Below are 14,772 nucleotides of genomic sequence, written 5' to 3'. Positions count from 1 at the left end.
TTAAAGTTAGCGCATTAGGTTTACTTACTCTATGAAGATACTCAATATTTTGTCAATAAGTTAGCTATTCAACCGAATTACGCTGCCTTTTCGACTGGGTTCAACATCTACTCTTAGTGGCATTTGCTCTTTTAACTCACTGACGTGAGAAATGATACCGATGGTTCGGCCTCCTAATTGAAGATCAATCAAGGTTTCAATGGCCAGATCGAGTGATTCTGGGTCAAGGCTTCCAAAACCCTCATCAATAAACAATGTATCTAAACGAATGCCACCACTATAAGACTGAACGACATCAGATAACCCCAATGCTAGCGCTAGCGCAGCCATGAACGACTCCCCACCAGACAGGGTTGCCACATCCCTTAGTTTACTTGTGTAGCCATCTTCCACCATTAAATCTAAACCAGAGCCAACATTCCCTTTAGCTCTCTGCTCTTTACGCTTGAGTTCATAACGTCCTTTACTCATTTTACGTAAACGCATAGAAGCCTGTATCAATACATCATCAAGTAGCACACCAAGCACGAATCGATGTAGGCTGATTTTGGATCCCGTTTTACCATTGGCTACATCACTCAATGTGCCAACGATCTTGTATTCGCTGGTGAGTTTTTCGTTTTCTTTGAGTAACACTGCTAATTTTTTTTGTACTTCAAGGTATCGATCTTGAACAGATTTTGTTTGGGTGTACCGACCCATAACATCTGCATAATTAGCTTCTTCCGCTTTTCTCTTTTCAGTTAGCGTTTCAAACTCAGGTAAGACCTTACCCTCTATACTCTCTTCCAAGGTGCTTACTTCGGACGATAACGCCGTTCGACGTTGTTCAAATTGAGTAATGTCGCTCTCCATCACATCGATTTCAGGCTTACTTCGTCGGCTTAGCAAGTACTCTTGTTCACCCATGAATGGGCTAGTATCCAGCATACTTTGCCATTGAGTGACAATGTCACCCTTCTGTCTTTGCAATAATTGGAGCTGCTCATCGAGTTCTTTTACTAATGTTTCAGCAGACAACAGTTTTCGCTGAACCTGTTCATTTTGGGTTCTGGCGATTATCTCTTGTTGCGTTATTTCCTCAATTAACTGTCTAATTCGAGCTAGCTCTTTTTCAACACTCGGTAAATCATGTGTTTTCTTAGCATGGGCTAACGTTCGTGATTCAATCTCTGTCTGTTCTCTAGCGATTTGTATTTTAGTTGCGCCAACGACTTCTACCTGTTTATCTAAGTTCGACTTTGCCTCTAACAGCTGTTTTTCAACTTGTTGAAGATCAAACTCTGCTTTTTCAGGTGTCGACTTTTTAAGCTCACTTAATTGCAGCTCGAGTTGCGCTATTTGCTCTGTAATTTGTGAAAAGGTACGCGGTTCTTTTAATCGTAACTGTTCTTCAATTCCTGAAATGGCTTGTTGCGTTAACGCAATCTCTTTATCACTGTCAGCTAAGTTTTCAGCGGCTTTGACTTCTAGTGTTTGCATCTCATATTGATGGGCTCTTGCCACATCGACGTTGTCTTTAGTCACCTCTTCTTCTAAGAATTGTGCCGGGGTTGGGTGATCTGCGCTGCCGCACACGGGGCAAGGTTCACCTAATCGAAGTTGTTTTGCAAGTTGAGCCGCCTGAGTGCTATGCCATTGATATTCAAGGTTATCTGCATACGCAGTGGCTACCGACGTTTGGTCTTTCGCTATCGCCAACTTTTTCTCTAAGACAAAACGAACTTCGTTTTGCCCATGAAGCGTTTCTTTAAGCGCCTGACTTTTCTTTTCTAACTCTCGCTGCTCAACAAGACTATTGAACTCTTGTAAAACAACGGGAATAAGTTGTTGATTTTGTTTCGCTTGATCAAATGACGCTCTCTTTATTGTGAGATCATGCTCTAACTTGACCATCGCTTTTTGTAAATTATCTCGGTTCTGTTCCGCTATTGTATAATCTTTCTTAGATTGCGCTAAACGTAATTCAAATTCGCGTCTTTCTATTAACTTAGAACGCGCCGCTTCAAGACTAAATGTTTGATTCTGCAACTCAGGTAAATCGGCAACTCGTTTTGCCGCCACTTCATACGCTTTGTTTGCCGTTACGGTTGCTTCGGCGCTTATTACTGATACGTCTTTTGCTTGAGTTAAAGCGTGCTCTTTTTCTGAAAGCAAGCGGGTACTGCTCGTTAATTGTGAATGGATAACATCCAAGGACTGTGCTAACGATGCCTTATCCCTTTGAACTTTTAGCTCAGCAAAATGACTTTCTCCAACTAAGTGCTGCGTCAGTTGTTCTTTTTTCTGCTTAAGCTGACTAAAACGATTGTCTAGGTCCAGTGCATTTTTTTCATCGTTTTGTGCACGTTCAAGTGTGCTTCGAGCAATAGACAGCTGTTCTTCCACTAATGTGAGTTGTTCGGTATTCTCTTTTAACCGTACTTCAAGCTCGTTTTCATCAACGACACCAGCAACGTCAAGCACACCTTTCGTTTGATTATCAAATTCATCTTTTGCTTTACGTATCCCTGCCGCTCGGTCAAAAAGCGCTCGCTCAATAGCAGAGTAGATGTGCGTTTGAAAAAGCTGGCCAAAGATCTGCTCTCGTTCCTTAGAGGTGGCCGTCAACAGCTCTCTGAATTTCCCTTGTGGTAAAACCATGACTTGTCGAAACTGCTTAACATCTAAGCCAATTAGCCCTCTAACCTCTTTTAGTACAGGAGTGGGTTTATTTGCCAGTAGTGTCTCTTCACCATTGTCCAATTGATATAGCGTTGCAGAGTGGGTCCTTTTCGTTGTCCCTTCTCCACGCTTTTTGGGTACTTCCTGATCCGGTGAGCGTACGACTTTGTAAACCCGATTAAAAAGTTTGAATTCAAAGGTGACTTCTGTAAGTAACTGGGTGTCTGCATAATCGCAGCGCATCTGTTCACCCGTTCTATCACTCCCCGTAGTTTCACCATACAGAGCGAAGCAAATCGCATCTAAAATTGAACTTTTTCCAGAACCCGTTGGGCCGTTAATGAGAAAGAGCGGTGCATTTCCCATTGTCGTAAAGTCGATATTTTGAGATTGAGCGAAAGGACCAAAAGCCTGCAGAGTTAAATTCAATGGTTGCATGATTATTCCTTATGCTCTTGTGTCAGCTCTTTAATCACATTTGAAATAGTTTCAGATTGTTCTTTAGAAAGCTGAGTTTGTTGGGCTTCTAAGAAAAAATCATTAAACATATCTATTTCACCTCTTGCGAGCCTTGCCTTACCTAACGTCTGCTCAATACCGATCAACATGCCTGGCTTTTCAATATGAAGCACATTTGGGTAAACCTTTCTTAGCTTTTCCATTGGGTCCAAAATGGCATGCTTATCGGTTAATCGAACTAACAAATAATCATGTGAATTAGCATCGGTTTTCCCCATAGTGAGAATATTATCTAGTTCGTCTTCAATGATTCTCATTTGGTGTGGTGCGGTTAGGTCGATATGTGTGGCGGAGTTAAAACCATTACTATCAAGCTCGACGAGTGTCATTCCTTTCTTTTGATGTTGCTCTGAAAAACTGTATTTCATCAACGAACCTGAATAGCGTATGTAGTCTTCACCCTTTTTTTGTGGTTGGTGTAAGTGGCCTAAAGCAACGTAATCAAACGCTTTAAAGTGTTCATGGCTTACTCTATCAGAACCCCCAATTGATAATGGACGCTCTGAATCGGACTCAATAGCACCATCCATATAACAATGACTCAATAAAACATTTTTATGACCCGGTTCAAATTGCGATGTAAGTTTTGAAGCAAGGAATTGGTGAGCTTGATCATGCGTCGTTACCGGCTCAGAAAAATGATAGCGGACTAGCTCTGGATCGTTATATGGCATGCCATAAAATGCTACTTTACCTGCTTGTTTAGTCTCGATGACAACAGGGCTCATCATCTCTTCAAACGTGCTAATTATATGCAAGCCAGAATCACGCATCTGCTCTGCGCCAAACCCTAGACGTTTCGCACCATCATGGTTGCCAGGAATGAGAATAATGGGCGTTTTCAGCTCACCACAAATATAGTTCACCGTTTTGTTCATCAATTCAATGGCAGCAGTGGGTGGCACAGAGCGGTCGTAAATATCACCGGCAATAATCAACGCATCTACAGGGTTTTCACTGATGTACTCCATCATTTGTCGTAGAACGTCTTTTTGATCTTCTAGTAAGGATACATTGTGAAATTGACGACCCAAGTGCCAGTCAGATGTGTGAAGGAACTTCATAAAACCCTGTATTTCGAATTGCAGTAATGGGTGTTGATATTAGCAAGAAATTGAATTTAATAGGAATGATATATGAGAAAAGATACGCTATCGTCTCGATGTATGACTATAGGCATACCCTCGTACTTGAAGGTGAAAATTGTATTAACAACGCTTATTCTCACCAATGACATAGATTCGATATGCTCATAGGATCTCTTTCACGCGTTGCCTCACTGCGACTCAAGTTACTTGGGTATGCACCTATTGTTTATAGACCTACAAATACTTACAGGCTAGAGAACGGCGCAAAATAGACTAACGCTGACCAAAACCCCAGCCATGTCATAACGACCATGACATCGAACCAATCACGACTCCACATACATACCTCCTTCATCGTGCACCCTCTCCGATGAAGATGCCTATCGACTAAGCTAAGATAAGCAAGGAATAAGCCATTATAATTAGTTACTTTATAATTGCTTTAGCATCAAACACTTGATGCAATCTTTCAGGATAATGAGTCAAAAGTTCAGCAAAGCAATCTGCCATTGATAGTGACGTAACTACACCGTCATCTCTCATTTTAAGAATGGCATCGTACCCTTCTTTTCCTTTCATCGTGTAGGCTGATGATGCGCCTGTATAAACCGTTTCAGGCTCAACGTCTATCCAACCTTTTGTCACGTTATGTATTTTAAGGTTTTGTATTCTCTTATTTAATTCCGCCGATTCATCGTAATTAAACGTCAGATTATGAGTATAGGGATAGGAGCCCGATCCCGTACCGACAACACCATTATTGGTTGCATTATTAATTGCGCCTTCCAAAACCCTCGATAAATATTTGCCTTTTATTCGGTATGTTCCAATAGGGACTGCAAACGGCAGTAACTTTCCGGCAACGTCAGCGACGGATACATCACCAGGGTTTAACGAGTTTCGCACTCCTCCCGCATTGTGAAGTGCAAAATCAACCTTATGCCCTCTTCTATTCATCGCCACGAGAAACGATTCCGCGACCATTGGGGCGAGTTCACTTCCTCCTTGAGCATCAGGCACTCGTACATGCCGAAGTTTATTCGGCGCATGAGCGATAACTTGTTCTTGAAGCTTACGAACTCGAGGAATGTACTTTTCCAATAAAATATTTTGTGTCGCTTGGTCTTTTTTACACACCACAACATTGGGGTGGTTTTTCAAGAATTGACTCGCCTGTAGATGAGCATCGTCTGATCCCGTTGTCGACATTCTTGCGTCTAAGAATAGTCTACGCCCCAATAGCAGTTCATTTTTCCCTATTAGAGAGGTCACTTCACCCACGTCATTGAATTTAATTTCACAATGCCCAATGCTCAAAGCGTGAAAACCCGCTTGAACGATATAAGTTCCGTTTACCTTAATACCATAATCATCATCTTTTTCTAATCCAAGTGAGCTAAAGTCACCTTGTAACCGATGACTATGCCCACCAACGATTAACCCGATGCCGTCGACTTCCTCAGCAAGCTTTAAGTCCGCTTCATATCCCAAATGGCTTAATAAAATGATCTTGTTAATGCCAGAGGCTTTGATCGCTTCAACAGTTCGTATAGCCGTTTCTCTTGCGTCTACAAATGGTGTATCTGGGTCTGGATTTGCAATATCTGCCATTTTATCCAGTGAAAGGCCCAAAATAGCGACCTGTTCACCATTATCTTCTTTGGTGATCCATCGCGCTACCTTTTGTTCAGGGCAGTAGCTAAATACGTTGCTTGAGTCTGACACGCGATGCTGCTTGTCTTCTCTTTCTTGGGACAAATCCCAGTTTCCGCATAACAAAGGGAATGCTGTTCTTTTGACAAACTGAGCTACAGGTTCATTACCCATGTCTAACTCATGATTCCCAAGTGCCATGGCATCTATTTCGAGCGCATTAAGTAAGTCGGCATTGGCTCTTCCTTTAAAAAGAGAAAAATACAGTGTCCCTTGAAAGCAATCACCAGCATGGAGAAACACAAAAGGAGTATTCTGTTTACAAGCCTGCTGCTTTAACTGCTTAGCTCTCGTTGCAATGCGTGCAAAGCCACCCGCACTCACATAGGGGCTCAAATTTTGGTTATTAACTTGTAGGTTTAACTGAAGCGAGGTAGGTTCAAAGTAAGAGTGAGTATCGTTTATGTGTGCCAGAATGATCGTCGCTGGTCTATTTTTCATATTCTTCTTCATTATTTTCTCTTCTATTCCATCTCATCCTAGCCTGTAAATCATGACAGAATCGTGACTTTTATGAAACGGTCTTGAAAAAGAAATTCCTTTCGTGATGTGTTGATCCAATTTGTTAATGGATGTGCTCAAAATACAATAAGCAAATAAACACTAAGATATGTGAGGTAACAGTCTGCTTATTCAGCATTTTTCGATTATGCTTAGATTTATAGAAATCGCATTAGTGCTGTCTGGATAGGAGTTTGCCTATGCAAATTGAGCGAATTGAAATTTCTGGGTTCAGAGGAATCAAACGCTTATCTTTACCTCTTGGGGAGCTGACCACCCTTATTGGTGAGAATACTTGGGGAAAATCATCACTGTTAGATGCATTATCTGTTGCCCTACCTGCAGATGGACAGCCCTATCAATTTGAAATGCAAGATTTCCATGTTGACCACTCTATCGCTCACCCGCAGACGCAACATCTACAAATTATCCTTGCCCTTAAATCAACCGACAAACATGAAATTCGTTCTGGTCGCTACCGTAAAATCAAACCCATTTGGGTCTATGATGAAGACAGTAATGCTTATATTTATTATCGCGTTAGTGCCACTCTTTCTCAGTATGATGTCACCACTAAGTTCACCTTTTTAGATACGAAAGGGAATCCTCTTCCTTTGCATCATTCTGAGAAGTTGGCCCATGAGCTTATGTCTCTTCACCCCGTTATTCGACTTAAAGACTCGAGGCGTTTTGAGCGTCCATTTAATGAGAAGCAAGGGGTGAATACTCGGGTAGAAAAACGAATCAACAATACTTGTCGCCGTTTGTTAGCCACGCCTGGTCATGTCAGCAAAGGCGAGATGCGCAGTAGCTTGAACTCAATGGGTGTTTTGGTTGATCACTACTTTTCGTTTAAAAGTAACACCCGTAGAAGCCCTAGAAAACAACGAGATGGGCTTTTTTATAGTAGTTCGCCTAGTGAAAAAAGTGTTTCTCAAGTCGTTGAAGAAACAAAGAATAAGTCGACTAGATTGCTTATGATGGGTCTTCTAAACGCCTACTTACAAGCTAAAGGGCCAAATGATTTACGTCGCTGCGCAAGGCCATTACTCATTTTAGAAGACCCAGAGGGACGACTACACCCAACACACCTTGCCCGGGCATGGAGTTTGTTACAACTTCTACCAATGCAAAAGATTCTCACAACCAATAGTGGTGATTTATTGTCTCAAGTCCCGCTGTCCACTATTCGCCGTTTAGTGAGACAATCTGACAGAACCATTGCCACTAGCTTACCAAACAAAGGTTTTAGCAAAGATGAACTGCGCCGAATCGGTTTTCATATACGTTTTCATCGTTCTGGTGCTCTATTTGCGAGATGCTGGTTACTGGTTGAAGGAGAAACAGAAGTATGGCTTTTCAATGAACTGGCTAATCAGTGTGGCTACAATCTGGCTGCAGAGGGTGTTCAAATTATTGAGTTTGCACAATCTGGCCTAAAGTCTCTCATAAAAGTCGCCAAAGCCTTTGGTATAGATTGGCATGTTGTCACTGACGGTGATGCTGCAGGAAAAAAATATTCCGCATCTGTTCGTAGCTTATTAGACAACGATCTAGAGCGACATCGATTAACCGAACTGCCCGATCGGGATATTGAGCATTATCTTTATTCTCATGGGTTTGAGCACTTTTTTAGAGACATGGTGAAAATTCCCTATGACCATCCTATACCTGCTAAAAAAGTTGTTGCTAAGGTATTGAAAAAACATGCCAAACCGGATCTGGCTCTGGCTATCGTCTCGTATTGTGAAGAACAAGGGATAGAGTTTATTCCTGTTCTACTTCGCTGGACCTTAAAAAGAGCCATTACTATGGCAAATGGGAACACTTAACCTCCCTTTTCCATTTCCAGCGCCTATTTACAACGCCTACTTCCAACCCGTCGCTAAGCAGAAATGGACACGCTTTACTGCGCTCACTTTTCAATCGAAATATTTCACATTTTGCCCAATTACGTCTATCGTCAAAGTAGAAAAACAACAAGTTGCATATGAGTAAACCCTAATCTAATCGATACAACGAATATCGAACGCACTGACTCAAATAGGATTTTATCTAGTGACTTATTAATTAAGACAATAAACGTTAGTGTAATGAGGCTTAAATGTACGATCAAATAACCGATTCAAGATTATTGGCAAAGGGTCAACGTGTTGCCGTCAACGATTACGACAACAAACAAACACCGTATCGGTTTCAACTAGGTGAAGATACTAAGCAGAACGTTATTGCGCTGATCCTTTGGGATGAATCCAAAGAAAAAGGAGGTCACTCAATCACAAACTCAGCTGAACGTGTTCTTAATGACGTATTACCTCTGTGCCCAAAGACACCTAACATCATCGTATATAAGGATACAACTGGCAGATGGGATCGCCTTTATTGCCGACCAGATAAAAGTAAACGGTTACGATTCGTCTCTATAGGGCCGATTAGAACCGGAACACCCTCCTTATGGGAAGATTGCATTATATTCAGTATATGTCTTGAGGTATTTATACTTGAAAGGTAAGGCTGCACCGCGAGTTTAACTACTAACGTGCAGTAACCAGCGAACGCTGATTCAATTTATTGTGAAGCCACAAACCACTCGCTTTCATCAGGTAACCAAAGATGCCACCTAAAACAATTGAAGGTACGACTAACTGCCAATTACCGTTCGCTGCAAACGTTGCACACGACCCAATAAAAGTACCAGGGATATAACTTAACCAAGTTTGCTTTGCCTGAATACACATAAAAAATGCCACAACCGCTGTTGCAATATACCCAATGATCTCGATACTAAAGATTGAAGAAAAGTAGATAATAACAAGGGCCCAGAACACGCCAGTAATATTGGTAATCAAACTTTCGGCGAGCCCTTTCAAGCCACTATTCGGTGACGCAAAGTAGCTCGTACAGCCTAAAAATCCAGCCCAAGATAATAGCCCTAGCGATATAGAAACCCAACCCCATATGCCAGACAACACGCCCGTTGTTAAAGAAATGGCAACTAATACACTCATAGCTTCTCCTTACCTCTAGCTTCGAAATGACAAAGAGGTATTATTCTCAAATCAAGCATGGATACTAAGTCTTCCCGCCTGCAACATGAGTGATATAAATCACATTAAAATAAGATCGTGATGTAACATAAATTTGATATTTAGATGGCAAACGTTTTTACAACACTAAATGTAATTATATACATCTATTTCACACACAGAACCTAACACCATGCATCAAATATACTTATGATGATATCAATCAAGATTAATTATTCTTATACAAGTAAGATCAATTGCTATTAAGTAAGTAACATATTGCAGTAATGAGAAGAGAGTAACGGTACGTATGACTATCGCCACATGTTACTCAACTATACCAAAACAAAGGATCTGTTATGGCGACAAACCAACCAACAAATAATCAGCTATTTACTCCGAGTGAAATGATGGCTGAAGCCGAAAAATTCGCATTAAGTAAAGCCAAGAAAACCAGTGGCATGACATTAGGGCTATCCGTCATGGCTGGTGCATTTATCGGTCTCGCTTTTATATTTTACATTACCGTGACGACCGGTAGTGCCGTCGCTGGTTGGGGCCTTAGCCGCCTAGCGGGCGGTCTTGCTTTCAGTATGGGGTTAATTTTCATTGTTCTTTGTGGTGGGGAGTTATTTACCAGCTCTGTTCTTTCAAGTATATCTTGGGCTAATAAACAAATTTCATTTTCCAAAATGCTCTCTATTTGGGCAAAGGTTTATGTCGGTAATTTCTTGGGAGCGATGTTACTTCTTTTACTCGTCACAGCAGCGGGGCTTTACCAGCTAAATGACGGACAATGGGGGCTGAACGCTCTCAATATTGCTCAGCACAAATTACACCACACCACAGTACAGGCGTTCTCTTTGGGCATTCTGTGTAATTTGCTCGTATGTTTAGCCATTTGGTTAACTTTTTGTTCTGAAAATGCGATGACGAAAGCAATGCTAATCGTTCTGCCCGTCGCGATGTTTGTCTCTACTGGGTTTGAACACTGTGTCGCGAATATGTTTATGGTTCCTCTCGGCATTGTGCTGCAAAGCTTTGCTCCTGAGAGTTTTTGGGTACAAATTGGCGCTTCACCGAGTAACTATGCCGATCTCAATGTCACTAATTTTCTCACTGCTAATCTTATTCCGGTCACTCTCGGAAACATCGTTGGTGGTGCTGTACTCGTGGGCCTAGCGAATTGGAGCATTTACCGACGTCCTCAACTAAAAGCAGCGAATTTATCAACAATTCGACGAACAGCCAACGTCATGTCAATTAAAAACAACGAGCACCGTAACAACCTATTAGTCAAACAGATTATGAACACTAAACCGATTGTTTTAGAGACAGAAATGCCGACATCTGTTGCGATTGACCTGATTACGGACAATAAGCTTTCCGGCGCACCGGTTTGTGACATTAAAGGACGTCTTGTTGGATACTTTTCAGTTCATGACGTGATGGTTGATCTTTGGTGTGAAAACTATTCACCAAAAACAACGCAAAAAGTCGTCGACTTGATGACTCGTGATGTAATCGCAATACAATCAAATGAGCGCGTAATTGATGTAACAGAGTTCTTGTGTATTGACAAAGAGCAACTGTATCCGGTTAACAATGCCGGTATAGCAACAACGCTCAACCCTCTTCCATTAGAAGTACGTGCAAAAACAATGAAAGTCACTAAACCTCAATGTATTCCTGTTTTAGATGGTGAAGAGTTTGTCGGGGTTATATCAAGAAACGATATCATGTTGGCTCTGCGTCCAATTTATGGTGAACGTTTAACAATGATGCCAACGCACCGTCAAGAAACCGCCTAACTAAGTAGATTTCTACAAAAAAGCCCATAGCGTCATCATCGCCATGGGCTAATTATCTTACAAATTGCACGAATTTATTTCTTAACGCCTTCGATATGTAACTCCATATCGACATAGCTTGAATCGCCCATCACTTTAATTGCAAAATCAGCAAGTTCTAGTCTCGTTGTTCCAACGAAACCAACACGCTCTCCACCCCAAGGGTCTGTTCCTTCGCCAATTAAATCCGCATTGATCGTTATAGGTTTAGTCACCCCATGCAACGAAAGATCGCCAACAATGTCGAACTGCCCTTCACCATTATCAATAACTTTATTACTCACAAAAGTTGCGGTACTAAACTTAGATGCATTGATAAAATCGTCGCTACGTAAATGCTTATCGCGCTCAGCGTGGTTTGAGTCCAAGCTACGAGTATCGACATTAACTTTGACCCTAGAGCTCTCAACGTCTGATGAATCAAATGAAAATTCACCGTCAAATTGATTGAAGCGACCTTTAATGAAGCTATAACCAAGGTGGCTCACTTTGAAGTTAATCGAAGCATGCGCTCCCTTTGTATCAATTACATAATCCGCCGCACTTGCTCCCATTGAAGAGAACATTGCTATCGCCATTCCTGCTGCCATTAGTGTTTTTTTCATTAGATTTTTCCTATCATCTTGTTGAGCGTATTATCTTTCGTAATAAAGTGATGCTTGAGTGCCGCTAATGCATGAACACTGCTTAGTACAATCAGACTCCATGCTGCGATTTCATGAATTTCCCCAGAAAGGTCCGCTTGGCCTTCAAAAAAGGCGCCCATACCAGGGACAGTAAACCAACCAAAAACGTCTATACCACGACCGTCTTCCGTTGAAATTAGATAACCAGTAGTAAATAGTAAAAAGAGAAGAACATAGACAAGACCGTGGGCAGCTTTCGCCGCGACTTTTTCAAAATGGTTACCTTCAATTTGAGGAGACGAGGTAAACATTTTCCACAACAATCGGAACACGGTCAGTAAACCTAGTAATATGCCTATCGATTTATGCCAATGAGGAGCAGTCCGATACCACTCACTGTAGTAGCTCAAATCAACCATCCAATAACCAACACCAAATAGCCCTATGATGGCTAGTGCGGATACCCAGTGAACAATTCGAGCCGGCAAATTATAAATCTGTACATTACTACTCATTGTGTCTTCCATAATAGTTAAGAATGCGAATCTTACTCACTAAGAATAAGAGAGTGAGATTCTATGTACAGAGTATTTACCAAATTTTACAGTTATAAAAGGTCTCTACATCGAAGAAGTCGTTCAAAATTTTTAAACAAGATTCAATTAGGAACGATGCGTATGATCAATGGTTACTGACACGTTACTTAAAACTAGCAGGTGTTGCTCAAGAAACAACCTAACTTATTAAAAATCTGATATTTTTTCTATTTGATAGATTTCATCGGTAATGTCCATCACTTTTTTCTCCACGATTGCTTGCGCGTCTTGAAGACCTTTGTTGTAGAAAGCAGGACCAAAATTTTTACAAATATGTTCAAACAGGAATTCAGCATCAAATTGGCCTATTTCAACGTCAAATTCATTCTCTAGATAGTGCTGTAAGTCTTCACTCATCGCCTGTTTTTGTTTACTGGTAAACTCGATGTCTGACATTAAATTCTTCCTTATGTATAAATCAACATCCATGTTATCAAGTTTTTCTTCGTTTATTACGTAGAAAAGTGGGAATGATCATGAAGTTAGACATTCTGCACTGAACTGCATCGTAGCTATGGTAATCTTTAGAAATAATTGACTCGGCCCGAACCTAAGCCAGTCTCTCTTTTCTGAGGTACAACCGTTGCTACTAGATGTGTTAATTCAAAGTGTTAACGAATTTCAAGCTGATTGCTTGAAGTTGTGTGAAAAGCACTACCCAACAATTCACAATCAAGGTATGAGTCAACACCATTTAGGCTTAGCATTTTCACGACGCCTTACCCGTACGCTCAATGAGTTCGGTCACTATTGTGATTACAGTGCCCTCGAATCCACCAAAGCAAGTGAAAACCCTCACCACTACCGTGTCAGCTCAGACGTCGGTACTGTTTGGATATTGACGCATCATATGGTCAGTGCAGGCAAAACTTGTCGAAAAAAGTTGATGAAAGACATAGGTGAATGGCAACAAGAATATGGCTTCGCTATTCAACCCAATGACCTTTTACTGTTGCTTTCAGATCACTGGATCAGCCGCAGTAAACAAAGTCGAGAATTACTGCACTGGTGGACAGGCCAACTCCCTGAAGAGATTGATCAATATAGCGCTCAAGGTATCAGTTTATATGAAAGCGACTCTCAACTTACCTTTTTACTGGAAAAGCAATATCAATTAAGCCCTTACTATATTAAATTCTCTCATCCTTTGAAGCACTCTAAAAACCAGCAATTGGTGAGAAAGTACATTCAGCTTTACGCTATCATTCAATGGAATTAAAAAACTGAACACGCCTTCTCTGTCATTTTTCTTTCACTCATCGGTCATACACTAACTCTACCCATCAAAGTGATTGAATCTAGTCCATAAAAAGTGAAAACGTTAAAACGATATCAATATGAGCGCTATGCCGTACTGTGCAACCTTAGTTACAAAAGGGTTTTTAAGCAGAGTAACTATGGTTTCTCACCCAGAGGACAGAGGGTTATCAATAATCGGTTCGGGCAGACTTTTATAAGAGTGTTGTGGAACAATCACGATGATGAAGTAATTATCGTGATTAAAGGTTCTCATAACCTATGGGACTGGGTACTGACCACTAGGATTTGGCATAAAAGCTGTCAGGAGTTTGGTTTAGAATACTCTATTCACTCTGGGTTTCATCATCTTCTTTCTCAAGAAAGCCTTCCTAAATACAATCATGACACCTTAGGCGTCACGGTTTTTGAACGACTGTTATCCGTCATTTCACCGCTAATTAAACAAGGTAAACGGATCACTCTAACCGGACACTCCTCTGGAGGTGCGATTGGGTGCATCATTGGTGATGCAATAGAAAAGCAATACCCTAAATCGATAAAACGAGTCGTTACTTTCGGACAACCAGCAATTGGTGGCCGACTTTTTTCGAATAAATATTCACTAAAACACAAAACGTATCGGATCTGTTGTGACCTCGATATCGTCACGTTTTTACCGCCTATCCCCTTTCTTTACTGCCATGCTGGTAAACTTCTTTGGCTCTATAATCAAAAGATCTACGAAAATACCCCGACTATCATAAGATTCTTACGATCAATTAGCTCTTGGGTTCTGAGGCCTTTTACTTATCATCTAATGAGCAAATATATTCGTAACAAAGATTATTTTGATGAGCGTTGAAAAAATTTGAAACCAGTCTGAATTTTCATGTGTTGATGAGTATATTTTGAGTCATGATCGCATTTGTTTACAAATTCTGTGTCACTCT

Annotated in this window: 12 protein-coding genes; 5 read left to right on the top strand and 7 right to left on the bottom strand. The window is 41.0% G+C overall.

Translation table 11 applies throughout. The annotated features are described in order from the left end of the window. Positions 1-60 precede the first annotated feature (60 nt). The 3 genes from KP803_RS11630 to KP803_RS11620 all read right to left on the bottom strand — a co-directional run bounded on the left by KP803_RS11630 (position 61) and on the right by KP803_RS11620 (position 6,437). Positions 61-3,102, bottom strand: coding sequence for an AAA family ATPase (locus KP803_RS11630; protein ID WP_248009000.1), 3,042 nt, complete (start codon positions 3,100-3,102; stop codon positions 61-63). A 2-nt stretch (positions 3,103-3,104) separates the two neighbouring features. Continuing rightward, on the bottom strand, positions 3,105-4,247 hold the full coding sequence (locus KP803_RS11625) for an exonuclease SbcCD subunit D (RefSeq protein ID WP_248008999.1): 1,143 nt from the start codon (positions 4,245-4,247) through the stop codon (positions 3,105-3,107). A gap of 450 nt (positions 4,248-4,697) precedes the next feature. Further along, entirely contained in the window at positions 4,698-6,437 is a 1,740-nt protein-coding gene (locus KP803_RS11620) for a bifunctional metallophosphatase/5'-nucleotidase (RefSeq protein ID WP_248008998.1), read from the bottom strand. Between the two features lie 248 nt (positions 6,438-6,685). Here KP803_RS11620 and KP803_RS11615 point away from each other — a divergent pair, with 248 nt between their 5' ends. Next, a complete protein-coding gene (locus KP803_RS11615; protein WP_248008997.1) occupies positions 6,686-8,317 on the top strand; it encodes an ATP-dependent endonuclease in 1,632 nt (543 codons plus the stop codon). Positions 8,318-8,589: 272 nt separating this feature from the next. Next, positions 8,590-8,997: a hypothetical protein gene (locus KP803_RS11610; RefSeq protein WP_248008996.1), complete on the top strand. Its 408-nt coding sequence runs from the start codon at positions 8,590-8,592 to the stop codon at positions 8,995-8,997. 22 nt (positions 8,998-9,019) lie between these two features. Here KP803_RS11610 and KP803_RS11605 read toward each other — a convergent pair whose 3' ends face one another. Next, complete coding sequence (locus tag KP803_RS11605; RefSeq protein WP_248008995.1) at positions 9,020-9,493, bottom strand: DUF1097 domain-containing protein; 474 nt, start codon at positions 9,491-9,493, stop codon at positions 9,020-9,022. A gap of 377 nt (positions 9,494-9,870) precedes the next feature. Between KP803_RS11605 and focA the strand changes: the two genes are divergently transcribed. After that, positions 9,871-11,322, top strand: a complete 1,452-nt coding sequence (gene focA, locus KP803_RS11600) for a formate transporter FocA (protein WP_248008994.1) — start codon at positions 9,871-9,873, stop codon at positions 11,320-11,322. Positions 11,323-11,396: 74 nt separating this feature from the next. On the opposite strand, the gene KP803_RS11595 is transcribed toward focA, so the two are convergent. The 3 genes from KP803_RS11595 to KP803_RS11585 form a co-directional block, all read right to left on the bottom strand. Continuing rightward, positions 11,397-11,966, bottom strand: a complete 570-nt coding sequence (locus KP803_RS11595) for a YceI family protein (protein ID WP_248008993.1) — start codon at positions 11,964-11,966, stop codon at positions 11,397-11,399. Next, entirely contained in the window at positions 11,966-12,502 is a 537-nt protein-coding gene (locus KP803_RS11590) for a cytochrome b (protein WP_248008992.1), read from the bottom strand. Before KP803_RS11590 ends, KP803_RS11595 begins: the two co-directional genes overlap by 1 nt. Positions 12,503-12,730: 228 nt before the next feature. Beyond that, positions 12,731-12,979 (bottom strand): DUF2164 domain-containing protein, encoded by a 249-nt coding sequence (locus KP803_RS11585; protein WP_248008991.1) that lies wholly within the window; start codon positions 12,977-12,979, stop codon positions 12,731-12,733. Between the two features lie 187 nt (positions 12,980-13,166). On the opposite strand from KP803_RS11585, the gene KP803_RS11580 reads away from it, so the two are divergent. Both KP803_RS11580 and KP803_RS11575 read left to right on the top strand, forming a co-directional pair. After that, on the top strand, positions 13,167-13,802 hold the full coding sequence (locus KP803_RS11580; RefSeq protein WP_248008990.1) for a hypothetical protein: 636 nt from the start codon (positions 13,167-13,169) through the stop codon (positions 13,800-13,802). Positions 13,803-13,895: 93 nt separating this feature from the next. Further along, entirely contained in the window at positions 13,896-14,684 is a 789-nt protein-coding gene (locus KP803_RS11575; protein ID WP_248008989.1) for a lipase family protein, read from the top strand. Positions 14,685-14,772 lie beyond the last annotated feature (88 nt).

The sequence above is a fragment of the Vibrio amylolyticus genome, from assembly GCF_023145695.1.
Lineage (GTDB): Bacteria > Pseudomonadota > Gammaproteobacteria > Enterobacterales > Vibrionaceae > Vibrio > Vibrio amylolyticus.
The sequence above is the reverse complement of the archived record's forward strand: the minus strand, read 5'-3'. Positions and strand labels throughout refer to the sequence as shown.